General features: G+C 62.9%; 17 protein-coding genes, 1 tRNA gene and 1 pseudogene. 13 read left to right on the forward strand and 6 right to left on the reverse strand.

Going from position 1 to position 21,066, the window contains the following annotated elements; translation table 11 throughout:
• The coding region (gene pdxH, locus KMAL_RS13440) for a pyridoxamine 5'-phosphate oxidase (RefSeq protein ID WP_110096154.1) at positions 1-466 on the reverse strand (466 nt) is incomplete at its 3' end.
• Between the two features lie 194 nt (positions 467-660).
• On the opposite strand from pdxH, the gene fabI reads away from it, so the two are divergent.
• Together fabI and aroC are read left to right on the forward strand one after the other, a co-directional pair.
• Positions 661-1,500 carry an enoyl-ACP reductase FabI gene (gene fabI, locus KMAL_RS13445; protein ID WP_110096155.1) on the forward strand — a complete coding sequence of 280 codons (840 nt, stop codon included), beginning with the start codon at positions 661-663 and terminating at the stop codon, positions 1,498-1,500.
• Positions 1,501-1,525: 25 nt separating this feature from the next.
• The gene (aroC, locus tag KMAL_RS13450) at positions 1,526-2,599 is read left to right on the forward strand and encodes a chorismate synthase (RefSeq protein WP_110096156.1); all 1,074 of its coding nucleotides are present in this window, start codon (positions 1,526-1,528) and stop codon (positions 2,597-2,599) included.
• A gap of 16 nt (positions 2,600-2,615) precedes the next feature.
• On the opposite strand, the gene KMAL_RS13455 is transcribed toward aroC, so the two are convergent.
• Positions 2,616-3,047 carry an OsmC family peroxiredoxin gene (locus KMAL_RS13455; RefSeq protein ID WP_110096157.1) on the reverse strand — a complete coding sequence of 144 codons (432 nt, stop codon included), beginning with the start codon at positions 3,045-3,047 and terminating at the stop codon, positions 2,616-2,618.
• Positions 3,048-3,288: 241 nt separating this feature from the next.
• Between KMAL_RS13455 and KMAL_RS17670 the strand changes: the two are divergent.
• From KMAL_RS17670 to KMAL_RS13470, 3 genes and pseudogenes are all read left to right on the forward strand, one after another.
• Positions 3,289-3,540 (forward strand): annotated as a pseudogene (locus KMAL_RS17670) (hypothetical protein); the annotation flags it as partial.
• Positions 3,501-4,109, forward strand: coding sequence for a nitroreductase family protein (locus KMAL_RS13465; RefSeq protein ID WP_110096158.1), 609 nt, complete (start codon positions 3,501-3,503; stop codon positions 4,107-4,109). The pseudogene KMAL_RS17670 and the gene KMAL_RS13465, both read left to right, overlap by 40 nt.
• A gap of 306 nt (positions 4,110-4,415) precedes the next feature.
• The gene (locus tag KMAL_RS13470; RefSeq protein WP_110096169.1) at positions 4,416-5,702 is read left to right on the forward strand and encodes a DEAD/DEAH box helicase; all 1,287 of its coding nucleotides are present in this window, start codon (positions 4,416-4,418) and stop codon (positions 5,700-5,702) included.
• 308 nt (positions 5,703-6,010) lie between these two features.
• Here the strand turns inward: KMAL_RS13470 and KMAL_RS13475 are convergent.
• Positions 6,011-6,100: transfer RNA gene (locus KMAL_RS13475), tRNA-Ser, on the reverse strand.
• A gap of 279 nt (positions 6,101-6,379) precedes the next feature.
• On the opposite strand from KMAL_RS13475, the gene KMAL_RS13480 reads away from it, so the two are divergent.
• From KMAL_RS13480 to parC, 7 genes are all read left to right on the forward strand, one after another.
• Positions 6,380-7,630, forward strand: coding sequence for an MFS transporter (locus KMAL_RS13480; RefSeq protein WP_110096159.1), 1,251 nt, complete (start codon positions 6,380-6,382; stop codon positions 7,628-7,630).
• A 91-nt stretch (positions 7,631-7,721) separates the two neighbouring features.
• Positions 7,722-9,218, forward strand: a complete 1,497-nt coding sequence (locus KMAL_RS13485; protein ID WP_239020145.1) for an O-antigen ligase family protein — start codon at positions 7,722-7,724, stop codon at positions 9,216-9,218.
• A complete protein-coding gene (locus tag KMAL_RS13490) occupies positions 9,208-10,542 on the forward strand; it encodes a lipopolysaccharide biosynthesis protein (RefSeq protein WP_110096160.1) in 1,335 nt (444 codons plus the stop codon). Before KMAL_RS13485 ends, KMAL_RS13490 begins: the two co-directional genes overlap by 11 nt.
• A gap of 218 nt (positions 10,543-10,760) precedes the next feature.
• The gene (gene rpsB, locus KMAL_RS13495; protein WP_110096161.1) at positions 10,761-11,570 is read left to right on the forward strand and encodes a 30S ribosomal protein S2; all 810 of its coding nucleotides are present in this window, start codon (positions 10,761-10,763) and stop codon (positions 11,568-11,570) included.
• A gap of 132 nt (positions 11,571-11,702) precedes the next feature.
• The gene (tsf, locus tag KMAL_RS13500; protein ID WP_110096162.1) at positions 11,703-12,608 is read left to right on the forward strand and encodes a translation elongation factor Ts; all 906 of its coding nucleotides are present in this window, start codon (positions 11,703-11,705) and stop codon (positions 12,606-12,608) included.
• Positions 12,609-12,656: 48 nt separating this feature from the next.
• Positions 12,657-13,436, forward strand: a complete 780-nt coding sequence (gene recO, locus KMAL_RS13505) for a DNA repair protein RecO (protein WP_110096163.1) — start codon at positions 12,657-12,659, stop codon at positions 13,434-13,436.
• A 73-nt stretch (positions 13,437-13,509) separates the two neighbouring features.
• Positions 13,510-15,732: a DNA topoisomerase IV subunit A gene (parC, locus tag KMAL_RS13510; RefSeq protein ID WP_110096164.1), complete on the forward strand. Its 2,223-nt coding sequence runs from the start codon at positions 13,510-13,512 to the stop codon at positions 15,730-15,732.
• A gap of 107 nt (positions 15,733-15,839) precedes the next feature.
• On the opposite strand, the gene KMAL_RS13515 is transcribed toward parC, so the two are convergent.
• The 3 genes from KMAL_RS13515 to KMAL_RS13525 form a co-directional block, all read right to left on the reverse strand.
• Positions 15,840-16,613, reverse strand: coding sequence for an arginyltransferase (locus tag KMAL_RS13515; protein WP_110096165.1), 774 nt, complete (start codon positions 16,611-16,613; stop codon positions 15,840-15,842).
• Between the two features lie 199 nt (positions 16,614-16,812).
• On the reverse strand, positions 16,813-17,808 hold the full coding sequence (gene hemB / locus KMAL_RS13520; RefSeq protein ID WP_110096166.1) for a porphobilinogen synthase: 996 nt from the start codon (positions 17,806-17,808) through the stop codon (positions 16,813-16,815).
• Positions 17,809-17,909: 101 nt separating this feature from the next.
• A complete protein-coding gene (locus KMAL_RS13525; RefSeq protein WP_110096167.1) occupies positions 17,910-19,391 on the reverse strand; it encodes an amino acid permease in 1,482 nt (493 codons plus the stop codon).
• Between the two features lie 177 nt (positions 19,392-19,568).
• On the opposite strand from KMAL_RS13525, the gene glyA reads away from it, so the two are divergent.
• Entirely contained in the window at positions 19,569-20,855 is a 1,287-nt protein-coding gene (gene glyA, locus KMAL_RS13530) for a serine hydroxymethyltransferase (RefSeq protein WP_110096168.1), read from the forward strand.
• The last annotated feature ends 211 nt before the right edge of the window (positions 20,856-21,066 follow it).

The following is a 21,066-nucleotide window of genomic DNA, read 5'->3' on the forward strand; positions in this document are numbered from 1 at the left end:
GGATGGGGGTGTCCTCCGTGGGGTAGAGGGCTTCCAGTTCCTTGAGGCGTGCCTCGAACACGGCGCGGTCAGCCAGCGGGTGGGACTGGTTGGAGGCGATCGCCCCAAGGCGGGAGATGCGGCTGCGGCTTGCGAAATAGGCGTCCGCCTCCGCCGGGGTGACGGGTTCGACCGGCCCTTCGATGCGGATCTGGCGGCGGATGCTTTTCCAGTGGAACAGCAGGGCGGCGTGCGGGTTGGCCTTCAGTTCGCCCGCCTTGCGGCTGTTGAGGTTGGTATAGAACACGAACCCGCGCCGGTCCGCCCCCTTGAGCAGGATCATCCGCACCGACGGGCGACCCTGCGGCGTGGCGGTGGCCAGCGCCATGGCGTTGGGATCATTGGGTTCATGCGCCACGGCGTCCTTCATCCATGCGTCGAACAGGTCGAAAGGATCCGCATCAAGGTCGATCAGTCTGGTGGTCATGTGCATTTTCCGGTCTGGGGACCACATTTTGCGGGCAGCGTATGGTCCGGTGCGAAACATATCGAAATATAAGGTAAATTACGACGGCGGCATTAATCGCTACAATTCCATGCGCCGGACCTTGTCCGATGCTTCGGCTTGTGCGACCACCATGCCGAAATTTTCATACGCCATTCACCACCAAGGGTAGTAGCATGTCAGACGGCGCGGCCAAAATCTCCGCTACAGGTTCTTTGATGAAAGGCAAGCGCGGACTTGTCATGGGCGTCGCGAACGACCGCTCCATCGCGTGGGGGATCGCCCGCGCCGTGGCGGAGCAGGGCGGCGAACTGGCCTTCACCTACCAGGGCGAGGCGCTGGGCAAGCGCGTGCGGCCGCTGGCTGAGTCCGTGGGGTCCACGCTGGTGCTGCCGTGCGATGTCGGCGATGACGCGGCCATTGACGCTACCTTCGACGCGATCGAGAAGGAATGGGGCCAGATCGATTTCGTGGTGCATGCGATCGGATGGGCCGACAAGCAGTTCCTGCGCGGCCGTTATGTCGATACCCCGCGTGAGGCGTTCCTCAAGGCGCTCGACATCTCGTGCTATTCCTTCACGGCGGTGGCGCGTCGTGCCGCGCGCCTGATGAAATCGGGCGGTTCGCTGCTGACCCTGACCTATCTGGGGGCGGAACGTGTCATGCCGCATTACAACGTCATGGGCGTGGCCAAGGCGGCGCTGGAGGCTTCGGTGCGTTACATGGCGGTGGACCTTGGCTGCGATGGCATCCGCGTCAACGGTATCTCCGCCGGGCCGGTCATGACGCTGGCGGCCAACGGGATCGGGGATTTCCGCTACATCCTGAAATGGAACCAGTACAATTCCCCGCTGGAGCGCAATGTCTCGCTTGAGGAAGTGGGGGGCGCGGGCCTCTATATGCTGTCCGACCTGTCGGGCGGCGTGACCGGGGAAATCCATCATGTCGATTCGGGATATCATATCGTGGGCATGAAGAATCCCACGGCCCCTGACATGACCGTCGCGGGAAGCTGACACCAGGGCGGCAGGGCATAAAACGATGTCGTACAACACCTTCGGTCACATGTTCCGTGTCACGACCTGGGGCGAAAGCCACGGTCCGGCGATTGGCTGCGTGGTGGATGGATGCCCGCCGCGCCTGCCGCTGAGTGAGGCGGACATCCAGCCATGGCTGGACCGCCGTCGGCCGGGGCAGTCGAAATTCACGACGCAGCGGCAGGAAGCCGACCGGGTGGAAATCCTGTCCGGCGTGTTCGAGGGGCAGACGACAGGCACCCCGATCTCGCTGGTGATCCATAATACCGACCAGCGTTCGCGTGATTACGGCGACATTGCCGAACGCTATCGTCCCGGCCATGCCGACGTGACCTATGACCGCAAATACGGCATTCGCGATTATCGTGGCGGCGGCCGTTCCTCCGCACGGGAGACGGCGATGCGTGTCGCCGCGGGTGCCGTGGCGCGCAAGGTGCTGGGGCAGGGGGTGAAAATCCGCGCGGCCCTGGTGCAGGTCGGTGCGATCGGGGTGGATCGCGCGCGCTGGGACTGGGACCTTGTGGATCGCAACCCGCTGTTCTGCCCCGATCCGGTGGCCCTTGCGCAGTGGGAGGAACTTCTGGCCGCAATCCGCAAGGACGGCTCGTCCATCGGCGCGGTGATCGAGGTCGTGGCCGAAGGCGTGCCTGCGGGGCTTGGGGCGCCCATCTATGGCAAGCTCGATTCAGACCTTGCCATGGCGCTGATGAGCATCAATGCCGTCAAGGGCGTTGAAATCGGCGAAGGTTTTGCCGCAGCCGCCCTGACGGGTGAGCAGAATGCCGACCCGATGCGCATGCAGGATGGGGCGGTGCAGTTCGCCTCCAACCATGCGGGCGGCATCCTTGGCGGGATTTCCACGGGACAGCCGGTTGTCGCGCGGTTTGCCGTCAAGCCGACAAGTTCGATCCTGACCCCCGTGCCTTCCGTCACCCGTTCGGGTGAGGAGGTGGAGGTCATGACAAAGGGACGTCATGATCCCTGCGTCGGCATCCGTGCCGTGCCGGTGGGCGAGGCGATGATGGCCTGCGTGCTGGCCGACCATCTCCTGCGCCACCGGGGGCAGGTCGGGGGCTGATCGCCCCCTTCGCGCATTACTGCTCCAGCACGATTTCAAGCGTAATGGGCGCGTTCAGCAGTTTGGAGATGGGGCATCCGGTCTTCGCCGTATTGGCCAGTTCGCTGAAGGTCGCAAAATCGACGTCCTGCACCGTGGCGTGCAGGTCGAGGTGCACTGCCGTCACGGCGAACCCGTCATCCTTCTTTTCCAGCGTTACGGTGGACTTGGTCTCCAGCAGGTCGGCCGTGATGTTCTTGCTGCCCAGCACGCCAGACAGCGCCATGGCGAAACACGCCGCATGGGCCGCGCCGATCAGTTCCTCCGGGTTGGTGCCGGGCGTATCCTCAAAGCGGGTGTTGAAGCCATAGGGCTGCTTGGACAGGGCGCCGCTTTCGGTCGAGACGTTGCCCTTGCCATCCTTCAGACCGCCCGTCCACTGTGCCGTGCCGTATTTCCTGATCGCCATGATTGCATGCTCCGTAATGGTGGGGCCACGGCCAGTATAGGGCGGCCGTGGCGAAGGCATCGTGTTATAACGACCCTTCTGCATGAAAGTTGTGCCGGGCAGACGTCACGCTGTCGTGATGTCCGGCGCAGGCTGTGGGCAGATGTCATGGGGACCGGGGCATGGCGGCCTGTCATGTCCGTATTTACGGGATGTCGGCTTCACCGTGGGCCGGACCGTTTCCGCAATGGGCCGCGATCTTGTCCATTCCTGCACGATTCCGGATTTTTTGACCTTGTGCCGGAACGAGGGTTACGTTGTGCAGCAATGGATGGCCGTGGATGGGGAAGGTGAGCGCGCGTCGTCGCGGCGTTCCATCCGTCTGGCCAGCCTGTTCGGGGAACAGGCGCTGTTCCTGCGGCATCGCAGGCAAGGGCGTACTTCCCGCCACGTTCCGGCAGAAGGAAGAAGGTCATGGAGACATTCGAGGCAATCCGCACACGTCGCGCGATAAGGGCATATGATCCTACCTATCGCCTTGATGATGCCGAACTTGCGGCCCTGCTGCATGCGGCACGGCATGCGCCCAGCGCCTTCAACATCCAGCACTGCCGTTTCGTCGTGGTGAAGGACCCGGCCCTGCGCGCGCAACTGCGCAAGGTGGCATGGGACCAGGCGCAGGTGACGGATGCGTCCGCGCTGGTGGTCATCTGTGCCGACATGGCGGCATGGAAGAAGGACCCCGCCCGCTATTTCAACGGCGCGCCCAAGGCGGTGCAGGACCAGATGGCGGGCATGATCCGCGATTACTATATGGGACGCGAATGGGTGCAGCGCGACGAAACCATGCGCAGCGCGGGCCTTGCAGCGCAGACGCTGATGCTGGCGGCAACCGCGCGTGGATACCAGACCTGCCCGATGGACGGGTTCGATTACGATGCGGTGGGAAAACTGATCAACCTGCCCGACGATCATGTGGTCGCCATGTTCGTGGTGATCGGCAAGGCCACGCAGGAGGCCGCGCCACGGGTCGGTGCGCTGCCGGATGGGGAGGTCATCCTGACGGACCGTTTTCCCGGCTGACGCCATCGCAGGCGTGGGGACGTGGAAAAAACTTGCGGGCAGTGACACAAACCGATAGAAGCCGCGCCAAGGGACGGACCGCGCCTGTCCCGGTTGCTGGCATGTAGGCGCGTGTCCTTGACGCGGGGGACACGACAGAAGCGACAGGACCAGTTTCATCCCGACACCTGATACTTTGCGACGACAGACGGCCGCCCCGCGCGAACCGGCAGGGGCAGGTCTTGTGTTCCTTCATCAGGTTTTTCCGGACGCGCATGCTGTCGTGACGTTTCCGGCCATATTTCCTTGCGCCAGGAGGCGCTTTTCATGACAACGTTCGCCGATCTTCATCTTGCGGAGCCGCTGCTGCGTGCCCTCAACGAGGAAGGCTATACCACGCCCACCCCGATCCAGGCTGGCGCCATTCCCTATCTGCTTCAGGGACGTGACCTGCTGGGGCTGGCGCAGACCGGCACCGGCAAGACGGCGGCTTTCGCGCTGCCGATCCTCAACCACCTGCTGACCAGCAAGGGCCGCGCCCATCCCAAGGGTGCCCGCGCCCTGGTGCTGGCGCCCACGCGTGAACTGGCGTCGCAGATCGATGACAGTTTCGCATCCTATGCGCGGCACATGAAGTTCACCCATGCCGTGGTTTTCGGTGGCGTCGGGCAGGGCCGCCAGATCGAGGCGCTGCGCCGTGGCGTTGACGTTCTGGTTGCCGCCCCGGGTCGCCTGCTTGACCTGATGGGGCAGGGGCATGTGGACCTGTCCGGGCTGGAGATCCTTGTCCTGGACGAGGCAGACCGGATGCTGGACATGGGCTTTGTCCGCGATATCCGCAAGATTGTCGCTACCCTGCCGACCGACCGCCAGACCCTGCTGTTTTCCGCGACGATGCCCAAGAGCATCTCCGAACTGGCGCATGGGCTGCTGCGTGATCCCGCCACGGTGCAGGTTACCCCGCCGTCCAGCACGGTGGACCGTATCCGCCAGGCCGTCATGTATGTGGACACCGCGAACAAGCGCGAGGCGCTGAAGCTGCTGGTGGACTCGCCGAAGGTGGAACGCGCCGTCGTCTTCACCCTGATGAAGCATGAAGCCAACAAGGTTGCCGCCTTCCTTAACGAGCACGGCATCACGGCGGAGGCCATCCACGGCAACAAGTCGCAGGGCGCGCGCGAGCGTGCGATGTCGGGTTTCCGTTCCGGTGCGGTGAAGGTGCTGGTTGCGACCGACATTGCCGCGCGCGGCATCGATGTCGATGACGTGACGCATGTCTTCAACTATGACCTGCCGAATGTGCCCGAAAGCTATGTCCACCGCATTGGCCGGACCGCGCGTGCGGGGCGTGACGGCTGGGCCGTATCCCTGTGCGATGCGGAGCAGCGGGCGTGGCTGCGTGACATCGAAAAGACGATCGGCAAGAAGATCCCGGTCGTGCAGGAACATCCCTATCATTCCGAGGCTGCTGCCAATTCCACGATGCGCCCGCCCGTGCTGGGTGGCGGCGGCCGTGGACGTGGTGGCCGGTCTGGCGGCGGTGGCGGCAATGGTCGCGGCGGCCGTCCCGGTGGGCATGGTGGCCCGCGCGGTGGGAACCGTCGCGTCGCCTGATCCGCTCACGGATATGGTATGAAGCAGAAAGCCTGCATCCAGACCGGATGCAGGCTTTACTGTATTTACACCATTAAATCGGGAAACAGTTTCTGGTGAAGCTTTTTCCAAAAAGCTTCGAAAAGCGCTGCATTTCCAAAAATAAAGACAGTATTTGAGATTTTCATGTCTCATCTGGCGAGATTATTTTCTCGCCAATGCATCCATCCCCATCTGCAGATGAATATTCAAAACTGCAGTCCCATGCGCCACGGGCGGATCTGATGGATGATGTCTGGAAAGAAGTGCCCGAGCCGGAGGTGGTCGCGTGGCGGAGAGGGTGGGATTCGAACCCACGGTACGCTCACACGCACGGCGGTTTTCAAGACCGCTGCCTTCAACCGCTCGGCCACCTCTCCATATCGCCTGTTTAGCTACGTATTCCGCTGCCGTCTAGATGCCACCATGCACAAAAAACGCGCCGTTCAGGTGACCTGGCACCGTGCCCGTTCCACTGCATCGGGCAATCCTGATGGCGGTCCGGCCGAGGGGGCAGCGTCTTGGCATAAATGTGCTAATGACACTGGCGACGTACGGAACTGGAAACGATTCATGACGCCGAACAGGGATACGCCATCCAGGCAGGATACTCATGACGCACCGGGACGGGGCGGGGGCATGCCCGAAGGCCGCAGGGCATGAGCGAGCATGACCCGGATATAGATGGGGACATTCCTTCCGGGCGGGGATGGTCGCCTGCTGTCATCATGCTGCTTGGCGTGGCGGGCATGCTGGATTTCATCGACCGGTTCGTCTTCTCTTCGGCCAATGATGCGATCAAGCACGATCTCCATCTCTCGGACACGACGGTAGGACTGCTGGGCGGCACGGCGTTCGCGCTGCTCTATGGCCTGATGATCATGCCTTTCGCCCTGATTTCCGATCGTGGTTTCGCCGCGCGCATGGCATCGTTCGGCATTGCGATGTGGAGTATCGCCACGGCCCTGATGGGACGCACGCACACGATTGCGACCATGGCGGCGGCACGTGTGTGCGTGGGACTGGGGCAGGCGGCATTTTCTCCGTCTTCATCTTCGCTCAATGCGGCCTATTCGACGCCGGAGAAACGCAGCACGTCGTTCGCCATTTCTTATGGTGTTTCCTATCTCGGCTATGTCATCGGACTGGCGGGGGGCGGCTACCTTGTCGAACATATCGGCTGGCGCGTGACATTCATGGCGCTCGGGTTGATGGGGGTCCCGGTTGCGATCCTGCTGCACCTGTTTGTCCGTGAACCCCGCATGCCGCCTGTGGAGCGGGGGGAGGGATCGTGGCGGGCCCTGCTGACCAATCCGCCGCTGCGTGACCTGCTTCTTTTTGGCGTTACCAGCCAGGTGGTGGGATACGGCGTTACCCTGTGGGGTGTTTCCTTCTACATGCGTTCCTTCGGGCTGACATCGGGACAGGCCGGGACGTGGTTCGGGCTGGGGATCGGAATTGCAAGCGTGGCCGGCACCTTCATCGGCGGCCCAATCGCCGACCGGATGGCCGGGCGCTTCGGTTTTGGCGGCACGATGCGCTTTGCCTTCTGGACCTACCTCATTTCCCAGCCGTTCCAGATCGTGCAGGTGCTGACGCATTCGCTTTCCCTTTCGCTGACGATGCTGGTGGTGACGACAGTGCTTTCGTCGCTTTCCACGGGACCAATCTATGGCGCGATCCCCACCGTGGTGCCCGTGCACCGCCGTGCGGCCGCGGTCGGGCTGTATGCGCTGCTCGCAAATGCGGTCGGCATCGGCCTTGGGCCGCCGCTTTTCGGGTGGATCAGCGACATGCTGACCCCGCATTTCGGGGCCAATGCCCTGCGTATGTCGATGCTGGTGGCTGCCATTCTCAGTTTTTGGCCAGCCCTTCATCTTTTCCAGCTGCAGCGCCGGTTCCCGAAATGACACCCTCCCGCCAGCCATATGGCTGGTGGCTCTTTCCTACAGGACAGAATTTTCACAAATGGGCCGGCCCATCCCGATATCTGGAAACATCATGCCCGACAGCGCCCGTGCTCCTTCCCCGCCAGACCTGTCATGGATGAAGCAGGCCGCCATGTGGGGGACGTACGCGTTTCCACTTCTGCTATGCTATGCGCTGGCGCCTGCGGAAATCCTGCTCTGCCTGATTGCCGCTGCGTTTGTCATCCACAGCGCCCTGTACCGGGACTGGTCATGGCTGCGTCAGCCATGGTTCGTGCTGTCGGTCGTGCTTGGGGCAGATATCGTTCTCGCCTCCGCCTGCACGGGGTCGATGCGTGCGGTCGTACAGTCCGTGCTGCTGATGCGATATCCGGTCTTTGTCGCGGCGATGGCGTTCTGGGTCCTGACGGATGCCCGGGACAGGCGTCGGCTTGCCGCCACGTATGCAGGGGTAGCGATCTGGATGGTTGCAGGAAGCTGGCAGCAATATCTGTGCGGACGCAACATCATGGGATATGGCCGGTGGGAAGATGGCGCCCTCCTGGGGCCTTTGTGGGCCCCGCGTGCGGGGCAGGCGCTGTTCATGACGGCCTTTCCGGGCCTGATGCCGGTCATCATCACCTGCGCGCAGCGGCGCACCCGTGGCGGCCTGCTCTGCGCCGGAGGGGGGCTTGTCCTGCTGATCCTGACATTCCTGCTGATTTCCCAGCGCATGCCAACCCTGCTTTTCGTGTTCGGGACGTTATGCCTGGCGTTGATGGTACGTTCGCTGCGGCTGCCTTTTGTGCTGGCCTGCCTGATCGGGACTGGCGGAATTGCGCTGTCACCCGTTGTGGCGCCCCAGGCCTATAACAAGCTGGTCATCAGCTTCGAGCACCAGATGCACAGTTTCGCGGACAGTCCCTATGGCATGCTGTTCATTCGGGCAGGGGTGATGGTGTCCGACCATCCTCTGGTCGGGGTGGGCTATGACGGGTTTCGCATCAACTGTCCCAATCCGGCCTATTTCCGCGGGTTGCCCGCGCTTGGCATTCCCGATGGCCCCCATGGGGGCGCGCCGGGCTGCAACCTGCATCCGCATAATTATTACATACAGGTCGCGACCATGGCGGGCGTGCCGGGCCTGGTCCTGTTCTGCCTGCTGGTCATCGCCCTGCTGCATCCCATGATGAAGGGCCTGCGCGTGCATATGGGGGTGGAGCAGATGGTGATGTGCGTCCTGGCGTTTGTCATCGTCTGGCCGCTGCAGTCCACAAGTTCATTTTCCACCCAGCCGACGGCGGGATGGGTGTTCATCGCCCTTGGCTGGGCGCTGGCCGCGACACGTGGCGGGGACAGGCATGAACTCGTGGGGCAGGGGCGTGAAAAGCCGGGGGGTAGTCTTACCTTCCGGAGCGTTTTACACTATGTCGCGATGGATAGTATTGCCTCTGGTCCGACCACGACGCACCTTGTGGCCGATCCCCGCCGCCCGCGGCAAGAGACGGAAACAAGCGTGATCATTTCCTTACCTGTGTCAAAATCAGGCCCTTCGATACTGTCACCGGGCGGAATACCCCATGGCGGTTGAGGAGACTGGCGCGCTTCGGCGGATTTTTGGCAATACCGGCTTCCTTGTCGCGGGACGCGCGACCAATGCCGTGTGCAGTTTCCTGTACATGGCATGGTCCGTTCGTGCGCTTGGCCTGTCGCAGTTCGGTGTGCTGATGCTGGTGACGACGTTTGGCTCCGCCATTTCGTCGGCCACCCACCTGCCATCATGGCAGCCCCTGCTGCATTACGGGAACGAGCCGTTCGTGAAGGGCGACCTGCCACGCTTTCACCGCATCCTGTTTTTCTGCATGCGCGCGGACCTGCTCAGCGGGGCGACCGGCGCGCTTGTCGGGATGCTGGGGGTGGCGCTGTTCGGCACGTCCATGGGGTGGCCACAGGCAGACCAGTTCGCGGCCATGGTCTACATGCTGACCATCTGCGTCATGAATACGGGATGGTCGACCGGTGTATTCCGGCTGTGCAACGCCTTCTGGCTCAGCAGCGCATGCGACCTGTCCGGCGTGGTGGTGCGCATGGTGGGAACGGGCCTTGGCCTGTGGCTGCATATGGGGCTGTACTATTTCATGATGGTCTGGGGCATGACGCAGCTTGCCCTGTTCATCACCAACAGCGCGATGGCATGGTGGCTGCTGCGCAGCGGGGGCAGGGTGCGGCGGTTCCAGCCCTTGAGGCAACTGGAAGCCGGCGATGCGCCGGGCATCTGGCGTTTCACACTGTCCACCAGTGGCAATCATGTCCTTGGCACGGTGTTCAACCAGTTCGGCACCCTGCTGGTCGGGGGGCTGCTTGGGCCTGCGGATGCCGCGGTCTATCGCGTGTCACGCCAGATCGGTGACGGTATTGCAAAGCCCGCGCAACTGATGATGCCGGCCCTGTATCCGGAACTCATCCGCCTGAGGGAGAAGCACGACTGGTATGGCCTGAAGCATGTCACGCTGCGCCTGTTCATGCTGATCGGCGGGTTTTCGCTGCTCCTGATGCTTTTCGCCATGGTCGCGGGCAATACGCTCCTGACATGGATGCTGCGCGTGCACTGGCCCGGTGGCAACCTGATGATCATGCTGCTGCTGGGCAATGCGATCATGGGGCTGGGCATCGTGCCGCTTGAACCGCTGCTGACGGTCGTGGGGCAGGTGTCGCGGGTCCTGATGGCGCGGGTTGTCGTGACGCTCGCCTATCTGCCGCTGGTCTATTTCATGGCGTGGCGATGGCATCTCGAAGGGGCGGCAAGCGCCTCGGTGCTGGCGTCGCTGATGATGCTGCTGATCTGCATGCGTCCGGTCATCGCATGGTTCGGAAAGGTCGCCCCCGGTCGCCGCCCGCGCGAAGAGGCGGAGTAACGGGAGACCAAAGTGCCGCCCGCACACGGGCATGCGGCCAAAAGAATCCCGGTTTCCCGCCGCGCACCTACTTGCAATCCATCCTGAAAACCGCCATATGACGCCCTGCCATGGCGGTTCTGGCCGTGGCAATTCGCACGTGGAGCATGTGCCTCTGGTGTCCCGGACGGGACCGGCGCTTCACGGAGGACAAACCAGAAGACAAGGATTGAGCCACGATGGCTATGCCTGAATTCACAATGCGCCAGCTTCTTGAATCCGGCGTGCATTTCGGTCACCACACCCGCCGCTGGAACCCGCGCATGGCGCCGTTCCTGTTCGGTGTGCGCAACCAGGTCCACATCATCGACCTGCAGCAGACCGTTCCCATGCTGGATCGCGCGCTCAAGGCGATCCGCGACACCGTGGCCGGTGGTGGCCGCGTCCTGTTCGTCGGCACGAAGCGTGCGGCGGCCGACCAGATCGCCGAAGCGGCGAAGCGTTGCGGGCAGTATTACGTCAACCACCGCTGGCTGGGCGGCATGCTGACGAACTGGAAGACCATCACCGGTTCGATCAAGCGCCTGCGCGGCATTGACGAAATGCTGGAAAACGGCACCCAGGGCCTGACCAAGAAGGAAGTCCTGGACATCACCCGCGACCGCGAGAAGCTGGAACGCTCGCTGGGCGGGATCAAGGAAATGGGCGGCCTGCCGGACATCCTGTTCGTGATCGACACGAACAAGGAAAAGCTGGCGGTTGAAGAAGCCAACAAGCTGGGTATCCCGGTCGTTGCGGTCCTCGACAGCAACTCCGACCCGCGTGGCGTGACCTACCCCATCCCCGGCAACGACGACGCCATCCGTGCGATCGCGCTGTATTGCGAACTGGTGTCGGGCGCGGTGCTCGATGGCATTTCCGCCGAGCTTGGCGCTTCGGGTGAAGATTTCGGCGCGGCCGAGGAACTGCCCGTCGATCCCGCGATCGAAGTGGCCGCCACCGAAGCAGCGGCGGAAGCCCCTGCCGCCCCGGCGACACCTGCGGTCTGATTGACCACCCGGCATGCGCGGCCATAAGGGGCGCATGCCGGACGGGTCGATATGCGACCCGGCCCCTACCGGATTACAAGGACGCGCCCTGCCGACGGCAGGGCGCATGCCTGTCGTAAGGAGATACAGATAATGGCGGCAATTACCGCAGCTCTGGTCAAGGATCTTCGCGAGAAGACCGGCGCCGGCATGATGGATTGCAAAAAGGCGCTGACCGAGGCGCAGGGTGACATCGAAGGCGCGATCGACTGGCTGCGCAAGAAGGGCCTGTCGGCCGCGGCCAAGAAGTCCGGCCGTGTCACCGCCGAAGGCCTGGTCGGTGTTGCATCCGCCCCGAATGTCGCCGCCATGGTCGAAGTGAACGCGGAAACCGACTTCGTCGCGCGGAACGAGCATTTCCAGAACTTCGTGACCGAAGTGGCCGAAGCGGCGCTGAAGGTTGGCGAAGACCTCGAAAAGCTGAAGGGTGCTGTCCTGAAGAGCGGCCGCACGGTTGCCGACGAACTGACGCACCTGATCGCCACCATCGGCGAGAACATGTCCATCCGCCGTGCGCGCGTGCTGAAGGTGCCGTCGGGCGTGGTCGCGACCTACGTCCATTCCGCCGTCAGCCCCGGCCTGGGCAAGATCGGCGTTCTGGCTGCCGTCGAGGCGCCGAGCGCGAGCGACGCGCTGGAGACGCTGGGCCGCCAGATCGGCATGCATGTCGCCGCCACCCGTCCGGCATCGCTGGATATCGACGGCGTTGACCCGCAGGCGCTGGAGCGTGAGCGCGCGGTGCTGATCGAACAGGCGAAGGCATCGGGCAAGCCCGAAGCGATCATCGGCAAGATGGTCGAGGGCCGTATCCGCAAGTTCTATGAAGAAGTGGTCCTGCTGGAGCAGGTGTGGGTGCATGACGGCGAAAGCCGCGTCCGCGCCATTGTCGAGAAGGCAGGTGCGAAGCTGACCGGTTTCGAACGCTTCGCGCTGGGCGAAGGCATCGAGAAGGAAGAAAACGACTTTGCTGCCGAAGTGGCAAAGGCTGCTGGTCACTGAGTGATTGCCGGTTTGTATCGGCATGACTGAAGGGGCGGGGACTTCCTGATGGAATGGGAAGCTCCCGCCCTTGTGCTTTCCGCCATGCCTTATGGGGAAAGCAGCGTGATTGCCCATGTGCTGACAGGGAAGCATGGCCTCTATCATGGCATGGTGCGTGGCGGTGCATCACGACAGGGAAGGCCGGTCTGGCAGGCAGGTAACCTGATCACCGCCCGATGGAGTGCGCGCGTGCCGGACCAGCTTGGTGGCCTGCGTGGCGAACTTGTCCATGCGTCCGCCGCGCGGGTGCTGGATTTCGGGCTGCCCCTGGCCATGCTGGCCTCGATGTGCGCGCTGGCCGATACCAGCCTGCCCGAACGTGAACCACACCTTGCGGTTTTTCAGGAACTGACGCGCCTTCTGGCCTGCATCAGCCTCGATCCGGTCGATGCCGGGCAGACCGGCATGGCGGCGTTGATCCGGTGGGAAGCGCTCCTGCTGTCGGATCTGGGATTCGGGCTGGACCTGTCATGCTGTGCCGTCAGTGGGCAGAAACATGACCTGAAATGGGTTTCGCCCCGCAGCGGACGCGCCGTCAGTGATGAACATGCGGGGCAGTGGCGCGATCGCCTGCTGGCGTTGCCGCCATTCCTGCTTGACCCGGCGCAGGACGGCACCCCGGCCGACTGGCTTGCCGGGTTACGGCTGACGGGGCATTTCCTTGCCCGTGACGCGTTTGGGCAGCGTCACCGCCCGTTGCCCGCAGCACGTATCCGGCTGCTCGATATGGTGGCCAGAATGGCCGAAAACGGCGATCTCTCCATCGACCCGGAAGGGGCCGCATAGTTTTTGCCGAATTGAGGCATTGGACAAAGCCTCTGTTTTCGCTATCTGTTCTTCCGGTGCTGGAGGAGTTTTCATGTCTGTCGATGTCACGCGTGGTCATGTTGAGGATACAAAGCTCGTTGATGCGCTGAGCGAACGCTATCTGGCCTATGCGATGTCCACCATCATGTCGCGTTCCCTGCCGGATGTGCGCGACGGGATGAAGCCCGTCCATCGCCGCATGATCTTCGCCATGCAGCAACTGCGGCTGGACCCGACTGCGGGATTCAAGAAATGCGCCCGCGTGGTGGGCGATGTCATCGGTAAATACCATCCCCACGGTGATGCCTCGGTTTACGAGGCGCTGGTGCGGCTGGCGCAGGATTTTGCCGTCCGCTACCCGCTTGTCGAAGGGCAGGGGAACTTTGGTTCCGTCGATGGCGATAATGCCGCCGCCATGCGGTATACCGAGGCGCGGCTGACGGAAGTGGCCAAGGCGCTGCTCGAAGGCATCAACGAGGACAGCGTTGATTTCCGCCCCACCTATGATGGCGAGGAGCATGAGCCCGTCGTCCTGCCTGCGGCCTTTCCCAATCTGCTGGCCAATGGTGCGGCGGGCATTGCGGTGGGCATGGCCACCAGCATCCCGCCCCATAACGTGGGGGAGATCTGTGCCGCGGCCACGTTGCTGATCCGCAACCCGGCGGTGACGGTCGCGCAACTGCTGGAGGTCATGCCGGGGCCGGATTTTCCCACCGGCTGCACCATTGTGGAAGATCGTGACGCTATCATCCGTGCTTACGAAACCGGGCGTGGCAGCTTTCGCATGCGCGCACGCTGGAGCGTGGAGCAGGGACGCTTTGGCACATGGCAGATCGTGGTGACGGAAATTCCTTATCAGGTGCAGAAATCACGCCTGATCGAACAGGTCGCAGACCTGATGGAGCAGAAGAAACTGCCCCTGCTGGGCGATATCCGCGATGAAAGCTCGGCTGATATCCGGCTGGTGCTGGAACCGAAATCGCGTGGGATCGAACCGGAAGTCCTGATGGAGACCCTGTTCAGGGCAACACCGCTGGAAAGCCGTTTCGGCCTGAACATGAACGTGCTTGGTGCGGACCAGGTACCTGGGGTGCGCAGCCTGAAGGAAGTGCTCCAGGCATGGCTGGACCATCGCCATGACGTGCTGGTGCGCCGCACGCGCCATCGGCTGGAGGCGGTGGACCGGCGGCTGGAAATCCTTGATGGGTTCCTTGCGGTTTACCTGAACCTTGATGAGGTCATCCGCATCATCCGCGAGGAAGATGATGCGCGCGCGGCCCTGATGGCGGCGTTTGACCTGAGCGAACTGCAGGCGGAATCCGTCCTGAACATGCGCCTGCGCAGCCTGCGCAGGCTTGAGGAGACCGAGATCCGCAAGGAACATGCTGCCCTGACCGAGGAGCGTTCGGGGCTGCTGGGACTGATGGAGAAGGAAAGCCTGCGCTGGAAGCACATCACGTCGGAAATCCGGGGCATCCAGAAGAAATTCGGGGGCGGTGCGCTTGGTGCGCGGCGCAGCACGCTGGCGGCCCCCCCGGCCGAGGTCGATATTTCCGCCGCCCTGCCGGTCGAGCGTGAATCGCTGAGTGTCATCCTGTCGCAGAAGGGATGGATCAAGACGGTGCGTGGCCATGGTGTTGATCCGGAAACGCAGAAGTTCAAGGAAGGCGACGGGCTGCGCCTGATCGTGGAATGCCAGAGTTCCGACCGGCTGTGCTGTTTCGCCACCGACGGGCGTGCCTTCACGCTGCGCGCTGCCGACCTGCCGCGCGGCCGTGGGGACGGGCAGCCCCTGCGCCTGACAATCGAACTGTCGAACGAGGAAGACATCATCACGATCTTCCCCGTGACCAAGGATGCCCGTCGCCTGCTGGCGTCGAGCACGGGTCGCGGCATGATTGTCCGTGAAGAGGACATGGTGGCGGAAAAGCGCACCGGCAAGCAGGTGCTGAACCTCAAGGACGGGGAAAGCGCGCAGATCTGCGTGCCGGCACAGGGGGACCATGTCCTTGTCCTTGGCAGCAACAGGCGCATGCTGGTCTTCCCGCTGGAACAGTTGCCGGAAATGACGCGTGGCCTTGGCGTGGCCCTGCAGAAATACAAGGAGGGCCACCTGCGTGACGCCGTGGTATTTACGGCGGCGGATGGTGTTGCATGGCCCGACCCGCAGCGTGTGCGCACAATGTCGGACATGAAGGACCTGATGGGGAAACGCGGCGACATGGGACGTGCGGCCCCGGCCTGGGCGGTGCGCAAGCCGCGCAAGGCGGACTGAGACCGGGATTGTGAAAGTCCCTGGGGGAGCGCCTTTTTTCCGGAAGGTGGCGCTCCCTTAAGCCTTTACATTCTCTCGGTGTGTTGCGTTCCTGGGGACAGGAAACCCTATCCCACCGTAACCGGCAGCACCGGCAGGAAATGCGACGTGTCGTTCTGGGGTTCGACAAGTTCGGTCCACACGCCCCGACGCATGATTTCGGCCGCATGAAATCGCGATTTATAGGCCATCTTGGGACTGCCCTTGATCCAGTATCCCAGATAGAGGTGTGACAGCCCCATCATGCGCACACGCTCCACCAGGTACAGGATGGCATAGGTGCCAAGGGAGTCCCGTGGCCTGTCCGGGTCGAAAAAGGTATAGACTGCGGACAGTCCGTCCTCCACCCGGTCGAGCAGGCTGACGCAGGCCAGTTGTCCCTCCCGGTCGCGGAATTCGATCATGAAGGTCCGGATGGGCGTATCCTCGACCATGTTGCGGTAATCGGTGGCGTTCATGCCCGCCATGTCGCCATTGCCATGGCGCGACTGCTGGTACCGCCGGAACAGGGCGAACTGTTCTTCCGTCGCGCGGGGCAGCACATCCATGCTCAGCAGTTCATGGTTGCGCCGGTAGATCCGCTGTTGCGTGCGGTTGGGCCGGAAGCGGTGAACCGGCAGGCGTATTGGCACGCAGGCGGTGCACCCGGCGCAGACCGGGGCATAGGCGATCGTGTGGCTGCGGCGGAATCCGGCACTCGAAAGCCGGTTATGAAGCTGTTCTGCCTGCGGGCCCGTGATGTCGGTAACGACCTTGCGCTCCATACGCTCCGGCAGGTAGGGGCAGGGCATCGGCGCAGTTGTATAGAACAGTTGCGGATGCCGTGGTGATGTATAGGTCATACGGTTTCACCAGCAGTTCACGGTGCCCGTCTTCATGCCCTTTGCCCGATACCCGGCGCCCATCGTGAAAAACGGCGATGCGGAAAGGCAGGAAAACAGAACGATGGCCTGATGATAACGTATCTTTTGCTGATCTGCATTACAAACCGCAATGCTGGCGCGATCACATCTCTTTCGCGCCAGCATCGGGGCAGGCGGCTCAGCCTTCGAGCAGGAGCCGCGCCGCGTCGAGCGCGAAATAGGTCAGGACCCCGTTGGCGCCTGCGCGCTTGAAAGCGGTCAGGCTTTCGAGGATCGTGCGGTCGCGGTCGAGCCATCCGTTCTGGATCGCCGCCATGATCATCGCATATTCGCCCGACACCTGGTAGGCGAAGGTCGGGACCGCGAATTTTTCCCGCACCTTCTGGATGATGTCCAGATACGGCATGCCCGGCTTGACCATGACCATGTCCGCGCCTTCATCAAGGTCCAGCGCGACCTCGCGCAGGGCCTCGTCACTGTTGGCGGGGTCCATCTGGTAGGTCTTCTTGTCCCCTTTCAGCAGGCCGCCAGAGCCCAGTGCATCACGGAACGGGCCATAGAATGCGCTCGCATACTTGACGGCGTAGGACATGATGCGGGTGTCCTGCAACCCCTGCGTATCGAGTGCCTGGCGGATGGAACCGATACGTCCGTCCATCATGTCCGACGGCGCGATGATGTCGATTCCGGCTGCCGCCTGGTTCACGGCCTGCCGGGTCAGGATCTTCACGGACGGGTCGTTGACGACATACCCGTCTTTAATCAGGCCGTCATGCCCGTGGCTGGTATAGGGATCAAGCGCGACATCACCGATCAGGCCGATTTCCGGGAACTCGCGCTTGAGCAGGCGCGCCGCACGGCACATCAGGCTGTCGGGGTTCAGGGCCTCGGTTCCCTTTTCATCCCGCAGTTCCGCAGGCGTGATGGGAAACAGGGCAAGGGCGGGGATGTCAAGCTTCGCCGCTGGCTCCACATGGGCCGCCAGCCGGTCGAGGCTGACGCGGCGCACGCCGGGCATGGAGGCGACATCCGTGACGCTGTCGGTGCCCTCGGTGACGAAAATCGGCCAGATCAGGTCATCGGTCGTCAGCGTGGTCTCGCGCACCAGGCGCCGGGTGAAACTGTCCCGGCGGTTGCGTCGCAGGCGGGTGTGGGGAAAGCGACCGATGGTCATGAACTGCAATCTCCTGAAAAAACCGGTGCAAGTATGGAACCGGCCCGGCCTGATGCCAAATTATGATGCGTTAACCCGTTGGACATGAAATGTGCGACGCCTTACGTGCCGTCGCCTGGTCCGTTGCGTCGGGCCAGCGTGCTGTTGCGATGGCCGTAGCAGAGATAGATCACCATCCCCACCGCCAGCCAGATGACCAGGCGCACCCATGTCAGCCCGTCGAGCGACGCCATGACCGCAAGGCACGACACGATGCCCAGTACCGGCACGACATATCCGCCCGGCACGCGGAAGGCACGCTTACGGTTGGGTTCATGAATACGCAGCATGATGACGCCAAGGCAGACGATGGCAAAGGCCAGCAGGGTGCCGATGGAGGTCATGTGCGCCAGCTGGTCGATCGGCAGGAACGCGGCAAAGCTGCCGGTCAGCACCATGAAGAACAGGTGGGAGTAGATTGGCGTGCGCCGCACGGAATGGGTCACGCTGAACATCCGCGGCAGCAGCCCGTCGCGCGACATGGCGTAGAAGACGCGGCTCTGCCCCAGCAGGAGCACCAGCAGCACCGACGTAAATCCGCACACGACACCGATCTTCACCGCAACCTTCAGCCAGCCGAAAGGCGTCTGGTCGATGGCGGTCGCCACGGGGGCTGCATCCCCCAGCATGTCCCTGTAATTGACCAGCCCGGTCAGCACGAAGGAAAACAGCACGTAGGCCAGCGTGCAGATCAGCAGGCTGCCGAGGATGCCGATCGGCATGTCGCGCGCGGGATTGCGCGTTTCCTGCGCGGTCGTCGAAATGGCGTCGAACCCGGCATAGGCGAAGAAGATCGTGCCGGCCGCGCGCATCACGCCGGAAAAGCCGAAATGTCCGAACTCGCCCGTATTGGGCGGGATGAAGGGGCTGTAGTTCGCCATCTTGATATAGGGCAGGCCAAAGCCGATCACGGCGGCGATGATCAGCAGTTTTATGACGACGATGATGCCGTTGACCCGTGCCGATTCAGAAATCCCGCGTATCAGCAGGACGGAGATGGCGACGATGATGAAGGCGGCGGGCAGGTTGACCAGCCCGTGCGCCTGCGTCCCGTCGGACAGGGTCACCGTTTCGAACGGGGAGGCGACCAGGCGTGGGGAAATCACGATTCCCCACCCGGCGAGGAGGGAGGCGACGTAACGCGACCAGCTGACGGAAACGGCGGCCGCCCCGACCGCGTATTCCAGGACAAGGTCCCATCCGATGATCCATGCCACCAGTTCGCCCAGCGCGGCGTAGGCATAGGTATATGCGCTGCCCGCGATCGGGATCATGCTGGCCAGTTCGCTGTAGCACAGGCCGGCAAAGCTGCAGGCGATGGCCGCAAGCAGGTAGGACAGCACGACGGCGGGGCCGGCATTGGTGGCGGCGGCAATCCCGGTCAGGGAGAACAGCCCCGCGCCGATCGTCCCCCCCACGCCCAGCGCGATCAGGTTGACCGGCCCGAGGACGCGTTTCAGTCCCCCGGCCGGGCTGTCTGTGGCCGACACGTCCTGCCGCCGCAGCAGCGAGGAGAGGAAACCCCCACGGGCGGGGCGCGTCATACGCGATATTTCCCGTCAGTCGGGACACACGAAAGGATCAAATCAGGACGCTCCGTCATTTTGGCGTTGTCTAACCGCCACGATATGGCACATAGCAACGCTGTATCCATGCCCTCTTGCACAAGGAAGGCATCAGCCGTCTTTAGACGATGGAGAATTATAACGGTGTCGGACCCTATGAACCAGACAGGCCTGAAGCAGTTTTTTCGTGCTCCCCTCAGCGAGGTCGATGCGGATGTCGCCAATATCATCGAGGCGGAGAAGGTCCGTCAGCGCGATGGCATTGAACTGATCGCCAGCGAAAACATGGTGTCCGCCGCCGTCATGGCCGCGCAGGGCAGCGTCCTGACCAACAAGTATGCCGAAGGCTATCCCGGTCGCCGCTATTACGGTGGCTGTGTCGAGGTGGACAAGGTCGAGACCCTCGCCATCGAGCGGGTCAAGAAGATGTTCGGTGCCGAATTCGCCAACGTGCAGCCGCATTCCGGCGCGAACGCCAACCAGGCGGCGTTCATGGCGCTGGTCCGTCCGGGCGACACCGTGCTGGGCATGAGCCTTGCCGCCGGTGGCCACCTGACCCATGGCGCGGCTCCGAACTATTCGGGCAAGTGGTTCAATGCCGTCCAGTATGGCGTGCGCAAGGAAGACGGCCTGCTCGATTACGAGGAAATGGAACGCCTGGCGCGCGAGGCGAAGCCCAAGCTGATCGTCGCCGGTGGTTCGGCCTATCCCCGCGTCATCGACTTCGCCCGTTTCCGAGCGATCGCGGACGAGGTCGGCGCGTTCCTGATGGTGGACATGGCGCATTTCGCCGGTCTTGTCGCCGCAGGGCTGTACCCGTCGCCGGTGCCGCATGCCCATGTCGTGACCAGCACCACGCACAAGACGCTGCGTGGCCCGCGTGGCGGCCTGATTCTGACCAATGACGCGGACCTTGCGAAGAAGATCAATTCGGCGGTGTTCCCCGGTCTGCAGGGTGGCCCGCTGATGCATGTCATCGCGGCGAAGGCCGTGGCCTTTGGTGAGGCGCTGCGCCCCGATTTCATCGACTACCAGAAGGCAGTGGCGGAAAATGCCCGCGTGCTGGCCGAAACGCTGGTGGAGCGTGGGTTCGACATCGTCACGGGCGGTACCGACTGCCACCTGATCCTCGTCGACCTGCGTCCCAAGGGCGTGACGGGACGTGCCGCCGAGCGCAGTCTGGAGCGTGCAGGCATCACGGCGAACAAGAACGCCATTCCGTTCGATCCCGAAAAGCCCGCCATCACGTCGGGCATCCGCCTCGGCAGTCCGGCGGCGACGGCGCGTGGCTTTGGCGCTGCGGAATTCCGCGAAGTCGGCGTGATGATCGACGAAGTGCTGAGCGCGCTGGCCAAGGTCGGTGAAGAAGGCTGCCCGAAGACGGAGCAGGATGTGCATGCCCGCGTCAAGGCGCTGTGCGCACGCTTCCCGATCTACGCCTGATCTCCGGAGCGGGGTGTCATTCAGCCAGAATGTGTGACACCCCGGCTATCTTGGGACGGGTTTGATAAAATCAAAAGTTTTTGGTGAAGCTTTTTGGGGTCTGTTGGGAATTACCGTGAATTGATGATAGCGGCGGTGAGATAAATCATTGCTGCGAATGATCTGTCTGTCTTGTCGCTTCGCATGGCGATGCGCTTGAACTCCTTGAGTT

It is taken from the genome of Novacetimonas maltaceti (assembly GCF_002906255.1).
GTDB classification, from domain to species: Bacteria; Pseudomonadota; Alphaproteobacteria; order Acetobacterales; family Acetobacteraceae; genus Novacetimonas; species Novacetimonas maltaceti.